We start from the raw sequence: 20,793 nt of genomic DNA on the forward strand, positions 1-20,793 counted from the left end.
CGGCCGGCGCGGGGCGGCGGGGTGCGGGGGGGGTCAGGCTGGTACGGCGGCTGGGGCGCGGAGGGGGTCGGTGGCGAAGGCGGTCACCCCGTCGAGGAAGCCGACCCGGGCGGTGTAGCCGAGCAGTTCGCGCGCGTGGCCCGGGTCGGCGACGACGTGCCGTACGTCCGCGGCGCGGGCGCCGCCGACCACCACCGGGGCCGGCCCGCCCATCGCGGCGGCCAGCGCGGCGGCGAGGTCGCCGACGGTGTGCGGCTCGCCGGAGCAGACGTTGAGCGGCAGCAGGCCGTCCGGGGCGGGTGCGGTCAGCGCCAGCAGGTTCGCCCGCGCCACGTCGGTGACGTGCACGAAGTCGCGGCGCTGCCGGCCGTCCTCGTACACCCGGGGCGGCCGGCCGGCCGCCAGCGCCGAGCGGAAGATCGAGGCGACCCCGGCGTACGGGGTGTCGCGGGGCATCCGGGGACCGTAGACGTTGTGGTAGCGCAGCGCCCACACCCCGCCCCCGGTCTGCCGGGCCCAGGCGGCGGCCAGGTGCTCCTGCGCCAGCTTGCTGGCCGCGTACGTGCTGCGCGGCTCCAGCGGGGCGTCCTCGGGCACCAGCAGGGCGGCGAGGGTGCCGCCGCACTCCGGGCAGGTGGGGTCGTACCGGCCGGCGGCCAGGTCGGCGGCGCGGCGCGGGGCGGGCCGGACCACGCCGTGCCGGGCGCAGCCGTAGCGCCCCTCGCCGTAGACCACCATGGAGCTGGCCAGCACCAGCCGGGTCACACCGGCCCGGTGCATCGCGGCGAGCAGCACCGCCGTGCCGTAGTCGTTGTGGCTGGCGTAGTCGGGGGCGTCCGAGGGGTCCAGCCCGTGCCCGACCATCGCCGCCTGGTGGCACACCGCGTCCACCCCGGCCAGCAGGTCGTCGAGCAGCTCCGGGTCCCGCACGTCGCCGATCACCGGGTCGTGCCGGCGCGACCACTCCGGGAGCGCGCCGCCGTGCGCCTGCGGCAGCAGGGCGTCCAGGCACACGACCTGATGCCCCTCGGCGACGAGCAGGTCCGCGACCTGCGATCCGATGAACCCGGCCGCGCCGGTGACCAGTACCCGCATTCCCGACACGCTAGGTCAGCGCGGCGGCCCGGCGGGCCGGTTCGGGCCGGACGTCAGCACTCCGTAAGGGACCCGCGGTAAGCCTTCGGTAATGCGGCAAAGCGGGCCGGCGGGCGGGGTCGCCGTCTAGCGTCCAGCACGAGGGCCACCGTGCCCGAGCAGTCCCGCCCGCAGGAGGTCCCGTGCCCGCCGACCCGCCGCCACCGCCCGGCGACCCGACGCCCGGGCGCGGCGGGCCGGGCCGGGCGGCCGACCGGTCCGCGCCGCGGGCCGCCGCCGGCACGTCCGCCGGCGCCACCGACACCCACGGGTACGCCTACCCGGCGCGACTGTGGCGGGCGCTGGACCGGCACCGCCCACCCGGCGTCGACGCCACTGCCGACGCCTGGCGCAGCCCGGTGCGCGGCCCGTGGTTGACCTCGGTGTTCGGGGCGGTGCTGCTCGCCGCCCTGCCGCTGGTGATCGTCACCGGGCTGCTGGACTGGATCGCCTACGGCCCCCGGCTCGGCCAGGCGTTCCCCCGCGACGTGGGCTGGCTGCACCCGCCCGTCTTCGACTGGCCCACCCGGCCGGCCTGGCTGTTCCGGCTCACCCAGGGCCTGCACGTGACGCTCGGCATCGTGCTGGTCCCGGTGGTGCTGGGCAAGCTCTGGTCGGTGGTGCCGAAGCTCTTCGACTGGCCGCCGGCCCGCTCGGTGGCCCAGGTGCTGGAACGGCTGTCGCTGCTGCTGCTGATCGGCGGGATCCTCTTCGAGACGGCCACCGGCCTGCTCAACATCCAGTACGCCTACCTGTTCGGGTTCGACTTCTACACCGCGCACTGGTACGGCGCCTGGGTCTTCACCGCCGCCCTGGTCACCCACGTGGCGATCAAGCTGCCCCGGCTGGTCACGGCACTGCGCGGGCCGGGCTTCGCGCGTACCCCGGTGGAGCGGACCGGGCCGGAGCCGGCGGATCCGGACGGCCTGGTGTCCCGGCGGCCCGGCCCGGCGACGATGAGCCGGCGCGGGGTGCTGGCCCTGGCGGGCGGTGGCGCGCTGCTGCTGGCCGCGCTGACCGTCGGGCAGAGCCTGGACGGGGTGCTGCGCCGCACCGCGCTGCTGCTGCCCCGGGGTCGGCAGCCCGGCGACGGGCCGAACGGCTTCCCGGTCAACCGCAGCGCCGCGGCGGCCGGCGTCCAGCCCACCGACACCGGCGCCGGCTGGCGACTGACCGTACGCGGCGGCGGGCGCAGCGTCGAGCTGGACCGGGACCGCCTGCTCGCGATGGCGCAGCACACGGCGGACCTGCCGATCGCCTGCGTGGAGGGCTGGTCGACGGCGCAGACCTGGACCGGGGTGCGGCTGCGCGACCTCGCCGCGCTGGTCGGCGCGCCGGCGGCGGCCACGGCGTCGGTCCGGTCGCTGGAGCGGGCCGGCCTGTTCCGCCAGGCCCGGTTGCAGGCCAACCAGGTCCGCGACCCCGACTCGCTGCTCGCCCTGCGGGTCAACGGGGTCGACCTCTCCCCCGACCACGGCTATCCGGCGCGGATCATCGTGCCGGCGCTGCCGGGCGTGCACTGCACCAAGTGGGTCCGGGAGATCGTTTTCGAGGGGCGTGCCGATGGCTAGATTCCGGCGGGCCTACGGCGCCGCGCCCTGGCATTTGCTGCTCCTGCTCGGCTGCTTCGCGGTGACCGGCTGGATCGTGCTGCGGCTGGCCGGGGAGGAGTCGGCGGTGCCGATGCTGCTCTGGTTCCTCGGCGCGGTGATCGCCCACGACCTGCTGCTGTTCCCGGTGTACGCGCTGGCCGACCGGGCGCTGCGAGCCGGAGCGGGCCGTCGGGACGGCCCGTCGGCGCTGAACCACGTCCGGGTGCCCGCGCTCGCCGCCGGCCTGCTCCTGCTCGTCTACCTGCCCGGCGTCCTCGGCCTCGGCGACGGCACGTACACCGCGGCGACCGGCCTGACCCCCCGGCCGCTGCTGACCCGCTGGCTGGCGATCAGCGGGGCGCTCTTCGCCGCCAGCGCGGCGCTGTACGCGCTGCGCCGGTGGCGACACCGCTGAGCCGGGGGGAGCCGTCGGACGGCTGGCCGCCCGGTGTCAGCGCTTGGGCGACAACGGGTTGTCCATGCGGCTGCCGGCGGGGGTCATGACCTCCGGGGACGGGGTGGTGGATTCGCCGCCGGAGCCCACCCAGTTCTCGGCACCGGCGCCCTTGCGCCGCCGCAGCGCCGCGGCACCGGCCGCTCCCGCGGTGAGGACGACCGCCGCCAGCGGCCACCAGTTCCGGCGGTGCATCCGCGCCGCCCGCCTCTTCTGCAACATCGTCATTCTCATGCGTCCATTGTCCAAATCCGTCGGGGCGCCGGCGGTGAAATCGGCACCTACACCCGTTCGGTTGGCGGGTGCCAGGTCGCGAGGACGGCCGGCGGCCGGTTGGACGTATACACCGGGCGGCGAGGGGTAACCGGCGTTCCCGTTCCTGCCCGAAGGGCGGGCCCCGACGAAGGGAGATCGCATGACGACGGGTCGGGAATCACCTCCTGTATCCGGTGACGGATCGCGCGGCGGCAAGGTCGGACAGATCCGGCAGGAGGCCGGCCGCTTCGGCCAGGAGACGGCGCAGGCCGGCGGACACACCGCCCGGCAGGCGATGGAACAGGGCCGGCAGGTCGCCTCGGAGGGCCGCCAGCAGGCCCGCAACCTGCTCAGCGAGGCCTCCGCGCAAGCTCGGACGCAGGCCGAGGAGCAGCAGCGGCGGGCCGCCGACAGCCTGCGCACGCTGGGTACGCAACTGCGGTCCATGGCCGACGGCGCCGACCAGGGCGGCATGGCCGCCGACGTCGTCCGCCGGGGCGCGGACGCCGCACAGCAGGCCGCGGGCTGGCTGGACGAGCGCGAACCCGGCGCCCTGGTGCGCGAGGTACGCGATTACGCCAGCCGGCACCCCGGGGCCTTCCTCGCCGGGGCCGCGATCGCCGGGCTGCTAGCCGGACGGTTGGGCCGCGCCCTCACCGGCGGTCAGGACGGCCAGGGCGGTGGCGGTGAAGGCGGCAGGTTCGCCGGCGAGGGCCCGCCGGCGGCGGCCCGGACGCCGTTGAACGTGCCGGCGAGTCCGGGGATGACCGCGCCGGTCCGCCACGGTCCGATGGGCCATGAGGTGGGCCCATGAGCGCATCGCCCATGGGCCCGGGCGGGGGTTCGGACAAGACCCAGGCCTCCATCGGTGAGCTGCTCGCCGACGCCACCCGCAACTTCTCCTACCTCCTGCGCAAGGAGGTGGAGCTCGCCAAGGCCGAGGTGCGGGAGGAGGCACGCAGCCTCGGCATGGTGGCAGCCATGTTCGCCGCCGCGGCGATCGCGGCGCTGCTGACCCTGGTGTTCCTGTCCCACGCCCTGTGGTGGGCGCTGTCCAACGTCATGGACCAGGGCTGGGCCGCGTTGATCGTCGCCATCATCTGGGCGGTGATCGGCGCCGTGCTCGCCTCCCGGGCGCGCAAGCAGCTACGCACGGTGAAAGCCGTACCGCGTACCAAGCAGACCGCGCAGGAGATTCCGGACGCGGTCAGAGGCCGCTGAAACCGAAGGGAGACGTCATGTCCACCGATCCGGACCGGATCCGGTACGACATCGAGGCAGCCAGAGCGGAGTTGAGCAGTGACGTCGACGCGTTGACCGACCGGGTCAACCCGCGTCGGATCGCGGCCGCGCCGGTGAACCGGGCCCGTGGCCGGCTCAGCCGCATGGTCGACACGATCATGGGCAACGCCAGGCACGCGCGGGACATGGCCAGCCACCAGGCGTCCGGCGTGACGCAGCGGGCCTCGGCCACCACGCACCGGCTGTCCGACACCACGCAACACCTGACCGGTACGGCGCAGCACGGCGCCGCCACCGCCGGCGAGCGGGCGCGGGGCCTCACCCACGCCTCGCGGGAACGTGCCGAGGGCAATCCGCTCGCCGCGGGCCTCATCGCCTTCGGCGTGGGCGCGCTGGCCTCGTCGCTCCTGCGGCCCAGCCGCAAGGAGCGGGAGCTGGCCGAGCGCGTCAAGCACCAGGCCATGGAACACTCGGACCAGTTCAAGCAGCAGGCCAGCGGCGTGATGCACGGCGTGCAGGACAACCTGCGCGAACCCGTCCAGCAGGCGACCGAGCAGGTCAGGTCCACCGCGGCCCAGGGCGTGGCCTCGGTCCGCGACACGGGCGTCGGGGAGGCGCAGCACATCCGCGAGGACGCGCGGGAGGCACCACGCAGGTGGTGAGAGCCGGTCGGCAGGGGTCCACCCGGTGCTGGCGGTCAGTCCGCGGGTGGTCCCGGCCGGCGCGCTCGGTCAGGAGGCCTGCGGGGTGAGCAGGTAGTCGTCGGCGTCGGCGTTCCACTCCAGGTGGACCACGCCGCTGGTGGCGGCCGCCTTGCAGAACTGGAGGAAGCTGCGGTAGCCGAGCTTCTTCTCGCTGAAGTCGGGCCGCGCCCGCCGGAGCTGGTTCTTCAGGCCGGACAGCGCCGCCGCGCCGTCGGCGCCGGCCAGGTCCTGGACCACGGCGCGCAGCAGCCCGAACGCCTCCTCCCGGTCGCCGTGTTCGGGCAGGGAGACCTCCGGGTCGCCCTTGGCCGGACCCTCCGCCAGCTCGACGACGTTCTGCTTGGCGAGGTGGCGCAAGAGTTCGCCGAAGGTGCGGAACCCGTAGTCGGACTCGGTGAAGGTCGGGTCCTTGCGCAACAGGGTGCGCTTCAACGTCGACGCGGTCACCTCGCCCCCCGAGCTGCCCTGGAGACCGGCCACCGTCTGGGCCACCAGGCCCGCGAGGGTGTCCACGTCGCGGACCGGTTCCTCGACCGCCGCCTGGGGCTCGGGTTCCTGCTCGACCTGTTCCTGCTCCACCTGCTGCGGTTCCGGGCTGGGCACCCGCGCCGGACGGGCCCGCCGGGCCCGGGTCGGCGGGATGTCGACACCTTCCAGCCGGTCGTAGTAGAGGAACTCGTCGCAGGCCGGCGGCAGCAGCGCGGAGGTCGACTTCTCCACCCCGACGCCGATCACCCGCTTGTTGAGCTCGCGGAGCTTGTGGACCAGCGGAGTGAAGTCGCTGTCCCCGGTGCAGATCACGAACGTCGAGATGTACTCGCGCTCGAAGGCCAGCTCCACCGCGTCGACCGCCATCTTGATGTCGGCGGCGTTCTTGCGGGAGGCGCCCATGCGCTGGGGTATCTCGATCAGCTCGACGTGCGACCGGGTGAGCATCCGACGGTCCTCGTCGAAGTACGACCAGTCCGCGTACGCCCGCCGCACGACCACCCGGCCCCGCTCGGCGAGGGCGTCGGCGATGGGGCGGAAGTCGAAGGCCATGCCGCCGCGGTGGTCGCGCGCCCCCAGCGCGAGGTTCTCGTAGTCGAGGAACAGGGCGATCCGGTCTTCGTGATCCACGCAGGTCAGCCTACGCCCGGGGTCGGCCGGACACCGCCGAGGTCGCCCGGCGCGCCCGCGCCGCACCCCCGGCCGGTGATTCCACCGCCCCCCGCCAGTCCGGGCCGCCCCGCAGCACCCAGCGCGGGCGGGCCGCAACGAGCCAGGACCGTCACCGGCCATCAGCCGCTCGTCCTGCGAATGGGACTCATCGGCGGTGGGATTGACGGCCCGAATGTCCGAGAATCGTTCACAGCAGTACGGAGATCGGAGACCGATGCCCGATCCGCATGAGCCGGTGAGTCCGTCGTGGCGGTGCCGCGACTGCGGGCACGAGTGGCCCTGCCCCAGCCGCCGGCAGATCCTGCTCGACGAGTACCGGCAGCAGTCGACCAACCTGCGGGTGTACCTCGCCACCTGCCTGACCTCGGCCACCCAGGACCTCGCGGCCGACCCGGCCGGCCTGCGCGACCGTTTCCTCGGCTGGGTGCCGCACCGGGTGCCGTTCTGAGCGGACCCGCCCCGCGCGGTGGCCCGGCGACGGCGCCGCGCGGGGTGAGCGGCGCCGCCGGGCCGGGACGCGGAGCCGGCCGGCCCGGGGCGACCGGACGCCGCCGGACGGCGGTGAGCCCGCCGACGGCGTCCGGTCCCCCGACGGTCAGTTCCGGTTGATGGTGAAGGTGGACGTGGTGTTGCGGATGTCCTGGTCGTTGTTGCTCAGCCGCAGGTTGGTGAAGGTGGCGGAGCCGACCGCCGGGCCCTGTCCGGCCTCCGGCATCTCGTTGACCCAGATCCCGAAGCCGGACTTGGCGTCGAAGGCGTCCCCGCTGCGCCGGGCGCCGCTGATCGAGACGTTGGTGAAGACGGTGTCGGTGACCGGGTACTGCGGCTGCCCGCCGACGTAGTTGGTCTGGAACATGATGCCGCTGTAGGTCGGGTCGACGATGTCGACGTCGCTGACCCGGATGCCCTGGAACACCTTCGAGGCGGAGAAGACCCAGATCGCCGGGAAGGTCTGCGCGCCCCAGAAGTGCCCGCCGGCCCGGACGATGGAGATGTTCTCGAACCGGGTGGGCGGGTCGGCGCCGAAGCCGTTCATCGGGTAGCCGAAGTCCAGCGAGCTGATCGTGATGCCGGAGTAGACCAGCGTGTCGGCGATGTAGATGTTGCGGAACGTGTTGCCGTACCCGCCGTACACGGCCACCCCGGCGGCGCGCCAGGTCAGCAGCGACGTCAGGTTCTCGTAGACGTTGTCCTTCATGTCGGCGCCGCCGGCGTCGATCGCCGAGAAGAGCGCGAAGCTGTCGTCGCCGGTCGCCCGCGCCTCGTTGTTGCTGACCAGGTTGTTGGTGCTGCCGTTGGTCATGTTCACGCCGTCGGCGAAGGTGTTGCGGATCCGGGAGTTGCGGATCGTCGTGCGGTCGGTGTTCGCGCCCCAGTAGAGGCAGACCTGGTGCTCGGCCCAGATGTTGTCGATCACCATGTCGGCCACGTTGGCGAAGTCGAACACCTTGCCCGGCCCGTCGATGCGGGAGGTGTAGTTGCCGAAGTAGGCGAAGCCGGAGAACGTCGAGCCGTTGGCGGTGGCGTCCGCCCGGAAGCCCACGTCGGTGTTCTCCTGGCTGCGCGGCGCGACGAACCGGGTGTACCAGGGGCCCGCGCCGAGCACCTTGACGGCCTTGCCGTACACCTGGAACTTCTGGGCGGTCGCGTACGTCCCCGGCGGCAGGTAGACCCCGAGCGCCGTCGCGCTCTGCCGGGCGGCGTCCAGCGCGTTCTGCACGTCCTGATGACCGAAGCCGGCCGGTACCAGGTACCGCGCCGGGTCCGGGTTGGCGATCGGCGCGACCTGCTCGGTGTTGATGAAGTCGATCGCGTACGTGGTGGTGTTGGCCGGGTCCTTCTGGAGCCGGATCCGGCTGCCGGCCGGCACGGTCGCGTTGAGCATGACGTTGGCCTCGTCGTAGATGTGCCGCGGTCCGCCCGCCCCCGGGGAGTTGCCCGGGCTGGCCTCGTTGCCGTACAACCACGCGTGCCGGGAGGTGAGGTCGATGGCCTTGTGGAAGGCGCCGTTGACGTAGACGTTCAACGTCGCATCGATCCCGCCGCCGCCCGGGGCGTCCGGGATGGAGAAGCGGGTGACCAGCGTGTTGGTGCTGGCCCGGGTGGTGAACTCGACGTAGCTGCCGGTCGAGTTGAGGGTGACCGCCCGCCGGCCGGACGCCTCGCCGGCCAGGTCGCCGACGGTCCGGTTCGGTCCGACGACAGCCGCGCCGCCACCGACCACGCCGTCCTCGGCCTCGTACATGTCGTACGGCATGTTCGCGCCCCGCCCGACGAAGAGCGGCCGCTCGCTGGTGTTGTTCTGCTGCTTCGCCGGCAGCTCGTTGGCGTCGGCCGCGACCACCACCCGGACGGTGTACCGGCCGTTCGCCGCGGTCCAGCTGCCCAGTCCGACCGGGCCGGTGGTGGCGCCCGCGTTGATCACCCCGGAGTAAGCGCCGGTCAGCGTGCGGACCACCGCGCCCGACTGGTCGAGCAGGGTCAGCGTGATCGCGTGCGTGCCGGCGGCCGAGACGACGCTGCCCGCGTTGCGCAGCGTCACGGAGAAGGCCACCGCGCTGCCCGCCGACGGGTTGCCCGGGGTCCAGGCGACCGACGCGGCGACCAGGTCGGAGCTGGCCACCGGGTTCACCACCAGCTCCGACGGGCTGGTGTAGCTGTTGTTCGTCTCGTCGGACTCGATGACGGCGTTCGCCTCGTCGACCTTGGCGCTCAGCGGGTAGCTGCCGGCCGCGCGGGCCCCGATGTTCGCCGTGACGGTGGTCGAGGCGCCGGCGGCCAGGGCGCCGACCGGCGCGCTGCCCACCCGTACCCCACCGAGGTAGAGGTTGACGGCGGTGGCGGTGGAGGCGACCGTGCCCGCGTTGCGGACGGTGGCCGACAGGGTGACCGCGTCGGCCTCGGTCGGGTTGGCCGGGCTGGCCGACAGGGCGGTGACGGTCAGGTCCGGGTTGGGGGCGGGCACGCCGATCACCTGGAACTCGGCCACCTGCCCGCCCGGGGCGCCGGAGTTGGCGGTGAAGGTCAGCCGCAGGTCGGCGGCGGTGGCGGAGACCGGGATGGTCACCGTGTTGCCGGACGCCGGGTTGAAGGTGTACCCGGCGGCACCGACCAGGCTCGTGAACGACGTGCCGCTCTGCTCCCGGCCGAGCACCTGCACGGTCTGCGTCCGGGTGCCCCACACCGGGTCCGGGTTCAGCTTCAGCACCACCGCGCTCACGCTGGCGTTCGCCCCGAGCTGGACGGTCAGCGTGCCCGGGTAGCCGGCGCTCTCCCAGTAGGTGGCGGTGTTGTTGTCGTTGGCGTTGGTCGCGACGAAGGTGTGCACGTGCGACGAGGCGGTGATCGGGCGGCCGACCGCGAGGTTGCTGCCGCCGGTGCCGCTGCCGGTGCGGGTGACCGTGTTGCTGTTCGCCGACTGGTTGCCGGCGGCGTCCCTGGCCCGCACGTGATAGCTCACCGTGGCGCTGGTGGGCTGGTTGTCGGTGAAGGTCAGCACGGTGCCGGTGACGCTGCCGCGCAGTGCGCCGTTGGCGTACACGTCGTAGCCGGTGACGCCGACGTTGTCGCCGGCGGCGGACCAGGTCAGCCTGATCTGCCCGCTGGTGGGTTCGGTGTAGGCCAGGTTGGTCGGGGCGGTCGGCGCCTGGGTGTCCCCGGTCGCCGTGCCGTAGACCTCGAACTCGGAGAGCTGCCCGGCGGGCCAGCCGGTGTTGCCGGTGAAGGTGAGCCGGACGTAGCGGCTGCCGGTGGCGGTCAGCGGAACGGTCACCGTGTTGCCGGTGGCCGGGTCGAAGGTGTAGCCGGCGGACGGCTTCAGGGTGGTGAAAGTCGAGCCGTTGGTGCTGCCCTGCACGGACAGCGTCTGGGTCCGGGTCTGCCAGGCGGCGGCCGGGGGCAGCTTCAGCACCAGCCGGTCCACGGTGACGGTGGCGCCGAGGTCGGCCTGGATCCACTGCGGGAAGGCGTTGTTGGCGCTCTCCCAGTAGGTGTCCGGGTTGCCGTCGTTGGCGTTGGCCGGGCCGTACACCTGGTTGACGCTGCTGGCGGTCATGGTGGCGGCGATCCCGGCGAGTGCCGCGGCGGTGGCGGGGGCCGGCGCGGCGGCCCGGGGGGCGCCGTCGCGGGGGCCGGCCGGGGCCGCGGCGGCGGGCACGGCGGGCCCGCCGGTGACCAGCAGTGCGGTGGCCAGCAGGCCGGCGGTCAGCCACCGGCCGGGGGTACGTCGTCTCGTGCTGTTTCCGGGCATGGCGGAGCTGCACCTTCTCTCGGGGGTGGTGGTGCCCGCCGGCGGGCGGGGGGTGCCCCGGCGGGGTGGAGCTGCCGGGCCGGCCGGGTCGCGGGGACGGCCGACCGGCCCGGAGACGGGTGCCGTCAGACGGCGTGGACCTCGAACTCGGAGACCTGGCCGGCGGGCCAGGCGGTGTTGCCGGTGAAGGTCAACCTCAGGTGCCGCTGGGTGGTGGCGGGGAAGGTGACGGTGACCGTGTTGCCGGTGGCCGGGTTGAAGCTGTATCCGGCCGAGGGCTTCAGCGTGGTGAACGTCCCGCCGTCCGCCGAGCCGAGGACCGCGAGGGTCTGGGTACGGGTCTGCCAGGCCGTCACCGGCGGCAGCCTCAGCACCACCCGGGACACCGAACGGGCGGCCCCCAGGTCGACGGTCAGCGACTGCGGGAAGGCGTTGTTGGCGCTCTCCCAGTAGGTGGCCGGGTTGCCGTCGACCGCGTTGCCGGCGCCGTACACGTCGGCGTGGCTGGTCTCGGTGACCGGCCGGCCCAGCGCCAGGTTCCCCGACGGCGGCGGGGTGGTGGTGGGCGGCGGCGTGGTGGTCGGCGGCGGGGTCGTGCCGCCGCCGTACACCTCGAACTCGGCGACCTGGCCCGCCGGCCACCCGGTGTTGCCGGTGAAGCTCAGCCGCAGGAACCGCCGGCTGCCGGCCGGCAGGGTGACCGACACGGTGTTGCCGGTGGCGGGGTTGAACGTGTACCCGGCCGACCCGACGACCGTCGAGTACGCCGCGCCGTCCGTCGAGCCGGCCACCGAGAGGGTCTGGGTGCGGGACTCCCAGCCCGCGGGCAGTTTCAACACGATCCGGTCGGTGTCGACCGCCGCGCCGAGGTCGACGGTGAGCGTCTGCGGGAACGCGCCGTTGGCGCTCTCCCAGTAGCTGCCGGCGTTGCCGTCCACGGCGTTGCCCGCCACGTAGTTCTGCGACACGCTCGACGCGGTCACCGGCCGGCCCTGCGCCAGATTCCCGCCCGTCGGCGGCGGGGTGGTCGGGGGCGGGGTGGTCGGCGGTGGGGTGGTCGGGGTGCCGGTGGGCGGGCTGGTCGGGCCGTTGCCCCACTGCGGGGTCGGCCACGGTCCGCAGTACGGGGTGGCGGGGTACCAGCCGGAGTTGCCGGCGCCCTGGCTGATCTGGAAGCCGCTGCCGACGCAGTTGTGCATGGGGTTGCTCTGCGCGATGCCGGTGGCGCGCACGCCGGTGAACGACACCTGGCTCGGCGCCTGCACCTGCAGCGCGTACGTGCCGGCGCCGTCGATCCGGACGTTGGCGAAGCTGATCCCGCTGGTCTGGCCCTCGATCCAGTGCAGAGCGGCGTAGGAGCTGTCCAGGATGTCGGTGTCGGTGACCCGGATGCTGGCGCCCTGGATCGGCTCGTTCAGCGCGGAGAACCAGATCGCGCCGACGCCGAAGTTCCAGTTGTAGTCGGAGTTGCCGTTGCGGATCAACGTGTTCCGGGCGACGGTGATCGTCCCGGCGACCGCGGTCGGGCCCTGCACCCCGGGATAGCGGTTGGCGACGTGGATGCCGCCGCCGTTGGTCACCGAGTCGGCGGTGACGTTGTCGGCGATGGTGATGTCCCGGCCGCCGTATGTGACCAGGTGGTTGGCCAGCACGGTCACGCCGATGGTGTTGTGGGTGAAGGAGTTGCCGACGTTCGGCACGTTCTGCGCCCACATCGCCAGGGCGTCGTCGCCGGTGTTGCGGACGAACGTGTTGGTCACCGTCGAGTTGGTGACGCCCCAGTGGAAGTTCACCCCGTCGGCGGTCTGGTCGAGAATCCGGCTGTTGCGGATGGTGAAGTTGTCCATCGGGCCGTCCATCCAGGCGCCGACCTTGGTGTGCTGCATCCAGACGTTGTCGACCACCGAGTTGCTCATCGCGCCGCCGATGGCGTTGACCTGGTCCTCGTCGACGCGTTCCCGGATGTCGCCGATGATGGCGAAGTCGCGCAGGGTGACGTTGCGGCTGGGGCCACCGGCCTCGTGCGGCCGGATCCCCCCGCTGTACCCGCCGCCGGGCACGTACTTGCCGTAGATGCCGGCGGCGCGTGTGCGGTCGGTGGGGTGCCGGCCGCCGAGCACCGAGTACCAGGGCCCGGCGCCGCGCAGGGTCACCCCGTCGACGACGACGTGGTCCCAGAGGGTGAAGGTGCCGGCGGGGATCCACACCGCCCGGCCCTGGGCCTTCCCGGCGTCCACGGCGGCCTGGAACTTCGCCGTCGAGTCGGTGGCGCCGCTCGGGTCGGCGCCGAAGTCGGTGACCACGTCCAGCACGCCGGCGGGCTTGGTGATCTGCGCGCCGACCAGCTCGAAGTCGGCCAGGTCGACGGTGAAGCTCGGCGACTGGGCGGTCGAGGAGACCTGCAACCGGATCCTGGTGCCGGTCGGGTAGGTGGTCCCGAACATGGTCCGCGTCTCGTCGTAGAAGTGGTGCGGGTTGGTGTCGCCGGGGTTGTTGTTGAACGGGTATCCGCCGTAGAACCAGCCGTACCGGGAGGTGACCGGCACCGCCTTCACCAGGCTGCCGTTCGCCCGCAGGTCGAGGCTGGCGTCCCGGCCGGTGCCGGCGGCGTTGTCCGGGAGGCTGTAGCGGAAGGTCACCGCGTTGGCCGGGGCGGTCAGGGTGAACTCGACGTACTCGCCGACGGTGTCGAGGGTGACCGCCTCCCGGCCGGACGCCTCGGACGGCAACTGACCGTAGTAGCGGGTGGGGCCGATCTTCGTACCGTTGTGGGTGGCCCGCTCGGCCTCGTGCTCGACGAACGGCACGGTGGCGCCGCGGCCGGCGATGTCGAACGGGGACAGCCCGGCGGCGTGTGCCGGGGTGGCGGTGGAGACCGCGACGGCGCTGACGCACGCCGCCACGAGCGTGGTGCCGACGATCGCGGCCAGCAGGGAGCGGGCGGATCGTCCCGGGGGTGGAGCGGGGGTGCCGATGGTGTGGTGGGCCATGAGCGGAGCTCTCCGTTTCGTCGGGCGGGCCGGGTCCCCCGTGATGCGGGCGTTGCGCTCTGCGGTACCTCCGTTCCGTTGCGCCGGCGAGGGGGCCGGCGACGTGGCGGCGGGTCGGGACGGACCGGCCGGTGGGGGTGGCGCCGGCCGGTCGGGACGGACCGGCCGGCGCCGGGGACACCTCAGGAGGCCGGCGCGGCGCCGGGGTGGGCCGGCCGTTCCCGGGTACGCAGCCAGACGGCGGTGTCCGGCGGCAGCAGGTCGTCGTCCAGGGGCGCGCTGGCGAGCAGTCGCGCCTCGTGCGGGGGCAGCGGCACCGGGGTCGTGCCGAGGTTCACCAGGCAGGCGAAGGCGGGACCGCGGGCGAAGGCGAGCACCCCGTCGGGGGCCGGCAGCCAGCGCAGCGTCCCGTCACCGAGGTCCGCCTCGGTACGCCGCACGCCGATCGCAGCCCGGTACAGCTCCAGCATCGAGTGCGGGTCGTCGGTCTGCGCCCGGACGGTCCGGTCCTTCCACTCCGCCGGTTGGGGCAGCCAGGGCGTCCGGGTCGTGCCGTCCGGGCTGAACCCGAACGGCGGTGCGTCGCCGGCCCAGGGCAGCGGGACCCGGCAGCCGTCCCGGCCGTGACCCGAGCGCTCCCACATCGGGTCCTGGCGCAGCGCGGGCGGGATGTCCTCGACCTCCCACAGGCCCAGCTCCTCACCCTGGTAGACGTAGACCGCGCCGGGCAGGGCGAGGGTGAGCAGCGCCGCCGCCCGGGCCCGGAGGGTGCCCAGCTCCAGGTCGGTGGGGACGCCTTCGCGCTTGCTGGCGAAGCTGAACGTGGTGTCCGCCCGGCCGTAGCGGGTGACGTGGCGGGTCACGTCGTGGTTGGACAGCACCCAGGTGGCGGGCGCGCCGACGGGGGCGTGCGCGGCGAGCGTCTCGTCGACGCAGTGGCGCAGCGCCGTCGCGTCCCAGGCGCAGCCGAGGAAGTCGAAGTTGAACGCCGAGTGCAGCTCGTCCGGACGCAGGTAGTGGGCGAACCGTTCCTGGTCCGGCAGCCACACCTCGCCGATCAGCGCCCGCTCCCCGGGGTAGGAGTCGGCGATCCGTCGCCAGGCGCGGTAGATCTCGTGCACCCCGTCGAGGTCGTGGAACGGGTGCGGCCGGTCCGCCAGGGCCTCGGGCAGCGTCCCGTCCTTGACCAGCAGGCCCGCCGAGTCGATCCGGATGCCGTCCACCCCCCGGTCGAACCAGAACCGCAGGATGTCCTCGAACTCCGCCCGCACCCGGGGGTGGTCCCAGTTGAAGTCCGGCTGCTCGGCGGTGAACAGGTGCAGGTACCAGTCGCCGGGGGTGCCGTCCGGGTTGACGGTCCGGGTCCAGGTCTCGCCGCCGAACTCGCCGACCCAGTCGGTGGGCCGCTGGTCGCCGTTCGGGCCCCGGCCGGGGCGGAACCAGAACAGCTCCCGCTCGGGCGCGTCCGGCCCGCCGGCGAGCGCCGCCTGGAACCAGGGGTGCGCATCGGAGCAGTGGTTCGGCACCACGTCGACGATGATCCGGATGCCGAGCGCGTGTGCCTCCGCGATCAGCGCCTCCGCCTCGGCCAGGGTGCCGAAGACCGGATCGATGTCGCGGTGGTCGGCCACGTCGTAGCCGGCGTCGGCCATCGGGGAGGGGTACCAGGGGCTGAACCAGATCGCGTCGACGCCGAGCGCGGACAGGTGGCTCAGCCGGGACCGGATGCCGGCGAGGTCGCCGATGCCGTCGCCGTTGCCGTCGGCGAAGCTACGCGGGTACACCTGGTAGATCACGGCTCCACGCCACCACGGACCCTTGTCTGCTGTGGACACGAGCACCTGCTTTCTGCGTCGGTACGTCGGCGGGTTCGCCGGAGAAGAATGTGAATCGGGCGTCCGCGACCGCGGAGTCAGCCCTTGAGGCTGCCGGTGGTCAGTCCGGACATGATGTTTCGCTGGAAGATCAGGAAGACGACGACGGTCGGGATCGCGGCGATGACCGACGCGGCGATCACCACGTTCATCGGCGTACCACCCGAGAAGGCGTAGATGCCGACGCTGACCGTCCGGGTCTCGGGCGACGGCATCACCAGCTTCGGCCAGAGAAAGTCCTTCCAGACCGCCGTCACGGCGAAGATCGAGACCACGCCGAGGATGGGACGCGACATCGGCAGGATGATCGACCAGAGCGTGCGCAGCGGGGTCGCGCCGTCCACGAGGGCCGCCGCCATCAGCTCCTCGGGGATCGAGTCGAAGAACCGCTTCAGCAGGAAGATGTTGAACGCGTTCGCGACCGCGGGCAGCCAGATCGCGAACGGCGAGTCGAGCAGGTTGAGGTGCAGGATCGGCAGGTCGATCACGGTCACGTACTGCGGGACGATGAGGACCATCGCCGGGATCATCAGCGTCGCCAGCATCAGGCCGAGGATCAGGTTGCCGAACACGGGTCGGAGCTTCGACAGCGCGTACGCCGCGGCGGTGTCGAGGACGAGTTGGAACAGCAGCGCGCCGGCCGCGTAGTAGAACGTGTTGAACAGCAGTTTGGCGAGGTCCAGGTTGGTCCACGCGTCGACGTAGTTCTGCGCCTGCGGATCCTTCGGAAACAGCGACGGCGGGGTCTGCGCGATCTCCTGGCCGGATTTCAGCGCGCCGGTGACCATCCAGTAGAGCGGCCCGAGGAAGATCAGCGTGAAGCCCACCACGACGACGGCGAGCAGCGTCCAGTAGACGACCTTGCCGCGCCCCCGCCGGAGCTGGGCAGGAGAGATGAGGGTCCGGGTCCCGGAGTCCTGTGCCATTGCTCGCCCCGTCCTAGTCCTGTTTCGCGCTCAGCCGCAGGTAGGCGGCGGAGAAGCCGGCCAGCACCACGAGCATGATCACGCCGAGCGCCGCGGCGCCGTTGAGGTCGTTCTGGAAGAACCCGTGCTGGTAGATGAGGTACGCCACCGAGGTCGCGGAGTCCTCCGCGCCCGCACCGTTGGCGAGGATCAGTGGTTCGATGAAGAGCTGCATCGTGGCGACGATCTGGAGCATCGCCAGGAGCGCGAGGATCAGCCGGGTCTGCGGGATCGTCACGTGGACGATCCGCCGCCAGATCCCGGCGCCGTCGAGCTCGGCCGCTTCGTAGAGTTCGCCGGGGATGTTCTGCAGCGCCGCCAGGTAGATCAGCACCGCGCCGCCCATGTTCATCCAGGTCGACGCGAGCACCATCGCCGGCATCGTCATCCCGGGTGACTGCATCCACTGCGACGTCGGCAGGTGCAGCGCCGTGAGGATCGCGTTGAAGAGTCCCGCCTCGCTGGGGTCGTACGCGTAGAACTTGAAGAGGAACAGCGCCGAGGCCGGCGGCAGCATCACCGGCAGGTAGACCAGGATCCGCAGGTACCCCTTGGCGTGGCGGAACTCGTTGAGCAGGATCGCCACGAAGAACGGCACCGCGTACCCGAGGACGAGCGCGAGAACCGTGAAGTAGAGGGTGTTCTTCCAGGCCGTCCAGAAGCTGGGGTCGTCGATGATGCGCAGGTAGTTGTCCCAGCCCACCCAGGTGGTCTCGCCCCGCCGGGTGCGCTGGAAGCTCATCACGATGCCGCGGATCATCGGGTACCAGGAGAAGACGGCGAAGCAGAGCACCGCGCCGATCAGGAAGGTGTGTCCGGTGAGGTTGTCCCGTACCTTGCGGCCCAGGCTCGTACGCTGCGGTCCGGTCGGGTACGGCGACGCGGGGCGACCCGCTCCCCTCGTTTTCCCCGGGACGGTGGTGATCACCAAGGCAACTCCTGCGTGAGTCAGCGGCCGACGGTGCGGCGCGGAGGGTGTGGGGGCCGGCGCGCCGGCCCCCACACGATCGGATCAGCTCTCGACGAGCAGCTTGTTGACCTTGTCCTCGGCCGTCTTGAGCAGCGCGTCGATGTTCGCGTTCGGGTTCGTCAGCACCCCGGACATCACGGCGTCGAGCACCGCGTAGATCGCCTGCGCGTTGCGGGGCTCACCCTTGATCGGCACCGGGTTCGCCTCGAAGATCGCGAAGTTCGCGGTGTCGACGTTCGCGTTCGCCTTCCGCAGCTCCAGCTCCTGCTTCTGCGCCTCGCTGCCGTTCGCGAACAGCAGCGGCTGGGGCAGGCCCACCGGGTAGTTCTGCGGCTTCGCCCGGACGTAGTCGAGCTGGCCCTTGCCCGGCGTCAGCTTCTGATACGCGATCCACTTCAGACCGGCCTTGACCTGCTCCGGGGAGAGGCCCTTCTTGAAGAAGTAGCCCTCGCCACCGCCCAGCGTCGCCTTCGCCTGCCCGTCCTGGCCGGGCAGCGGGCCCATCGCCCAGTCCTGGAACTTGCCCTGGAACTGGCTGACGATCGCCTGGGTGGCGTCCGGCGCGCCGATGAACATCCCCACCTTGCCGGCGCCGGCGTTGGTCAGCAGGTCGCCCCACTGGAGCAGCTGGCGGGCACCCATGCTGTTGTCGCCGTACCGCATGTCCTTGAGGTTCTGCAGAACCTGCTTGCCCATCGCGTTGTTGAAGTCGGCCTTCTTGCCGTCCGGGGTCAGCACCTGGCCGCCCTGTGAGTAGAGCAGGGAGGTGAAGTGCCAGCCTCCGGTGTTGCCGGCGCTGTACTCCGCGTACCCGGCGATGCCGTTGCCCAGCGCGGAGATCTTCTTGGCGGCGTCGCGGACCTCGCCCCAGGTCTTGGGCGGGTTGTTGACGTCGAGCCCCGCCTGCTGGAACAGGACCTTGTTGTAGACCAGGCCCATCGAGTAGTTCTTCACCGGGACGGCGTAGAGCTTGCCGCCGTCGGTGAAGACCTCCTTGAGCTCCGGGTCGACGCTGTCCCAGGTCGGGACGGTGTCCTTGGTGGCGTACTGGGTGATGTCCATCGCCTGACCGGAGTCGAGCACCTGCTGGAGATCGGTCATGTACCCGTAGAACACGTCGGTCACGGTGCCGCCGGCGAGTCGGGCGGTGAAGTCCGGCGGGTTGTTGCACTGCTCGCCGACGCTGACGCTCTTGATGACGATGTTCGGGTTCTGCCGCTGGAACTCGACGACATCGTCGTTCCAGTTCTTCAGCAGCTCTTTCTGGGAGCCGACCGGCTGGCAGTCGACGGTGATGGTGACCTTGCCACCGGCATCGCTCGTCGTGTCGTCGCTCTTCGTGGAGCACGCCGTGAGGCTGAGCCCCAGGCCGGCCACGAGCGCCAACGCCGCAGCCTTCCGGTACTGCGGTACGGACATCTGTCCATCCCTTCGAAAACGGGTGTCTTCAGGACGTCGCCGACCTGCGGTGGACGCACCGCGGCGCTGCCCTGCCAGTGATCTGCATCGATCGAGTGACCTGACCGCCAGTAGCTACGTCGGGGCCAGCTGTGAGTGGAGTCACTGTAGCGAGGCCGACTCATTTCAGCAAGGTTTCGATCGTGGCCTGAAAGGACGCGACGCAGACGTGGCAGATACTGACAGGACCGTGGGTGGCGCCCGGGTTGTGGGATGTTGGCAGCTTTTGACGCGCGTACTCGGTCAGTCGCCTGCGCCGGAACCTTCCGGTGTCCGGGCGGCGTCCAACCTGGTCAGCGCGGGACCGAGCATTGACGAGGTGGCCGCCGACCGCGAGCAGCGGTCGACGGCCGGGAGCACCGTTCGGCGGTCAGGGAGGCGGTTCGTGGCCGGGCCGTCGGTCAGTGGCCGCCGGGACGGTCAGCGGCGGGAACGGCGGCCGGCGGCCGACCGATGACCGAGGCGGCGGACCCGGGTCAGCGGCCGGGGGCGGGCGCGGTGGAGCCGCGTACCACCAGTTCGGGCTCGAACAGCAACTCGTCGTGCAGCACGCCGGCCCCCTCGATCTGGGTGACCAGCAGGTCCACCGCGGCCTGGCCCATCGTCTCGATCGGCTGCCGCACGGTGGTCAGGGGCGGGTCGGTGCAGGTCATGAACGCGGAGTCGTCGAAGCCCACCACCGACACGTCGGTCGGCACCGCCCGACCCAGCCGCCGGGCGGCCCGGATGGTGCCCAGGGCCAGCACGTCGCTGGCGCAGATGATGCCGGTCACGCCCCGCTCGACCAGCTTGGTCGCGGCGACCCGCGCGCCCTCCATCGAGAAGCTGGAGCGCTCGACACACTCCCGGTCGTCGCCCCAGTTCGCGGCCTGGACCATCGCGTCCAGCTTGCGCCGGGACGGCACGTGCCCCTCCGGGCCGAGCACCAGGCCGATCCGCTCGTGCCCGAGCGAGCGCAGGTGCCCGTACGCCTGCTCGACCGCGACCGCGTCGTCGGTGGAGACCCGGGGGAAGTCCAGCGCGTCGACACCGGCGTTGACCAGCACCACCGGCAGCCCACGGTCGGTCAGCCGGCGGTAGTGCTCGTGCGAGGCGTCGGCCAGCGCGTACGAGCCACCGGCGAAGATGACGCCGGAGACCTGGTGGTCGAGCAGCATCTCGACGTAGTCCGCCTCGGAGACGCCGCCGATCGTCCGGGCGCAGAGCGCGGGGGTGTAACCCCGTTGGGCGAGCGACCCGGTCACCACCTCGGCGAGTGCCGGGAAGATCGGGTTCTGCAACTCCGGGAGCACCAGCCCGACCAGGCGGGCCCGCTCCCCCCGCAGCTTGGTCGGCCGCTCGTAGCCCAGCACGTCCAGCGCGGTGAGCACGGCGGTACGGGTCGACTCGGAGACGCCGCCACGACCGTTGAGCACCCGGCTGACGGTGGCCTCGCTGACGCCGGCCTTCCTCGCCACCTCGGTCAGTCGCTTCGTCACGCCGCGATGATACGTCACCGACTCTGCAAGAAATGAACTGCACGTTGACGTGTCACGTCAGCGTTCGACGACAGGACAGTTCGAAGCCGTCCGCAGGCCGGCGGGCCGCCTCTGCAATTACTGCACAAACACCTGCTTGAATATTGACAGGTTGTAGAAATAACATCGCCGCAACCAACTCGCCTCGCTTCTGACATCCACCGCGGCACGACGGGGACTGCCCGCGGCGTCGATGACGGTCGTCGGGTCCTCGGGAGAACGGATCAC

The 20,793-nt window shown here is 72.1% G+C and carries 16 protein-coding genes; 6 read left to right on the forward strand and 10 right to left on the reverse strand.

The window, feature by feature from the left end:
• Positions 1–33: 33 nt before the first annotated feature.
• Positions 34–1,095: an NAD-dependent epimerase/dehydratase family protein gene (locus tag ACTMTB_RS15810; RefSeq protein ID WP_441146285.1), complete on the reverse strand. Its 1,062-nt coding sequence runs from the start codon at positions 1,093–1,095 to the stop codon at positions 34–36.
• A 329-nt stretch (positions 1,096–1,424) separates the two neighbouring features.
• On the opposite strand from ACTMTB_RS15810, the gene ACTMTB_RS15815 reads away from it, so the two are divergent.
• Complete coding sequence (locus tag ACTMTB_RS15815; protein WP_441146807.1) at positions 1,425–2,705, forward strand: molybdopterin-dependent oxidoreductase; 1,281 nt, start codon at positions 1,425–1,427, stop codon at positions 2,703–2,705.
• Positions 2,698–3,141 carry a hypothetical protein gene (locus ACTMTB_RS15820; RefSeq protein ID WP_441146286.1) on the forward strand — a complete coding sequence of 148 codons (444 nt, stop codon included), beginning with the start codon at positions 2,698–2,700 and terminating at the stop codon, positions 3,139–3,141. The genes ACTMTB_RS15815 and ACTMTB_RS15820 overlap by 8 nt, the downstream gene beginning before the upstream one ends.
• Before the next feature lie 36 nt (positions 3,142–3,177).
• Here ACTMTB_RS15820 and ACTMTB_RS15825 read toward each other — a convergent pair whose 3' ends face one another.
• On the reverse strand, positions 3,178–3,414 hold the full coding sequence (locus ACTMTB_RS15825) for a hypothetical protein (RefSeq protein WP_441146288.1): 237 nt from the start codon (positions 3,412–3,414) through the stop codon (positions 3,178–3,180).
• 181 nt (positions 3,415–3,595) lie between these two features.
• On the opposite strand from ACTMTB_RS15825, the gene ACTMTB_RS15830 reads away from it, so the two are divergent.
• Genes ACTMTB_RS15830 through ACTMTB_RS15840 form a run of 3 tightly spaced genes read left to right on the forward strand, consistent with a single transcriptional unit; the run spans position 3,596 to position 5,339 of the window.
• Positions 3,596–4,249 (forward strand): hypothetical protein, encoded by a 654-nt coding sequence (locus ACTMTB_RS15830; protein WP_441146290.1) that lies wholly within the window; start codon positions 3,596–3,598, stop codon positions 4,247–4,249.
• Positions 4,246–4,656 carry a phage holin family protein gene (locus tag ACTMTB_RS15835; RefSeq protein WP_357615854.1) on the forward strand — a complete coding sequence of 137 codons (411 nt, stop codon included), beginning with the start codon at positions 4,246–4,248 and terminating at the stop codon, positions 4,654–4,656. The genes ACTMTB_RS15830 and ACTMTB_RS15835 overlap by 4 nt, the downstream gene beginning before the upstream one ends.
• A gap of 17 nt (positions 4,657–4,673) precedes the next feature.
• Entirely contained in the window at positions 4,674–5,339 is a 666-nt protein-coding gene (locus ACTMTB_RS15840) for a DUF3618 domain-containing protein (protein WP_441146292.1), read from the forward strand.
• A 69-nt stretch (positions 5,340–5,408) separates the two neighbouring features.
• Here ACTMTB_RS15840 and ACTMTB_RS15845 read toward each other — a convergent pair whose 3' ends face one another.
• Positions 5,409–6,500, reverse strand: a complete 1,092-nt coding sequence (locus tag ACTMTB_RS15845) for an NYN domain-containing protein (RefSeq protein ID WP_441146294.1) — start codon at positions 6,498–6,500, stop codon at positions 5,409–5,411.
• Between the two features lie 256 nt (positions 6,501–6,756).
• Here ACTMTB_RS15845 and ACTMTB_RS15850 point away from each other — a divergent pair, with 256 nt between their 5' ends.
• Positions 6,757–6,990: a hypothetical protein gene (locus ACTMTB_RS15850; RefSeq protein WP_441146296.1), complete on the forward strand. Its 234-nt coding sequence runs from the start codon at positions 6,757–6,759 to the stop codon at positions 6,988–6,990.
• A 147-nt stretch (positions 6,991–7,137) separates the two neighbouring features.
• On the opposite strand, the gene ACTMTB_RS15855 is transcribed toward ACTMTB_RS15850, so the two are convergent.
• From ACTMTB_RS15855 to ACTMTB_RS15885, 7 genes are all read right to left on the reverse strand, one after another.
• Complete coding sequence (locus tag ACTMTB_RS15855; protein WP_441146298.1) at positions 7,138–10,791, reverse strand: discoidin domain-containing protein; 3,654 nt, start codon at positions 10,789–10,791, stop codon at positions 7,138–7,140.
• 125 nt (positions 10,792–10,916) lie between these two features.
• A complete protein-coding gene (locus ACTMTB_RS15860; RefSeq protein ID WP_441146300.1) occupies positions 10,917–13,781 on the reverse strand; it encodes a discoidin domain-containing protein in 2,865 nt (954 codons plus the stop codon).
• A 182-nt stretch (positions 13,782–13,963) separates the two neighbouring features.
• Positions 13,964–15,616: a glycoside hydrolase family 13 protein gene (locus ACTMTB_RS15865; RefSeq protein WP_441146302.1), complete on the reverse strand. Its 1,653-nt coding sequence runs from the start codon at positions 15,614–15,616 to the stop codon at positions 13,964–13,966.
• A gap of 77 nt (positions 15,617–15,693) precedes the next feature.
• Positions 15,694–16,581 (reverse strand): carbohydrate ABC transporter permease, encoded by an 888-nt coding sequence (locus tag ACTMTB_RS15870; RefSeq protein ID WP_441146304.1) that lies wholly within the window; start codon positions 16,579–16,581, stop codon positions 15,694–15,696.
• Between the two features lie 13 nt (positions 16,582–16,594).
• A complete protein-coding gene (locus tag ACTMTB_RS15875; protein WP_441146306.1) occupies positions 16,595–17,551 on the reverse strand; it encodes a carbohydrate ABC transporter permease in 957 nt (318 codons plus the stop codon).
• An 81-nt stretch (positions 17,552–17,632) separates the two neighbouring features.
• Positions 17,633–19,009, reverse strand: a complete 1,377-nt coding sequence (locus ACTMTB_RS15880; protein ID WP_441146308.1) for an ABC transporter substrate-binding protein — start codon at positions 19,007–19,009, stop codon at positions 17,633–17,635.
• Between the two features lie 515 nt (positions 19,010–19,524).
• Complete coding sequence (locus tag ACTMTB_RS15885; RefSeq protein WP_088961541.1) at positions 19,525–20,526, reverse strand: LacI family DNA-binding transcriptional regulator; 1,002 nt, start codon at positions 20,524–20,526, stop codon at positions 19,525–19,527.
• Positions 20,527–20,793 lie beyond the last annotated feature (267 nt).

The sequence above is a fragment of the Micromonospora sp. L32 genome (assembly GCF_052068055.1).
In the GTDB taxonomy this organism is placed as follows: Bacteria; Actinomycetota; Actinomycetes; order Mycobacteriales; family Micromonosporaceae; genus Micromonospora; species Micromonospora purpureochromogenes.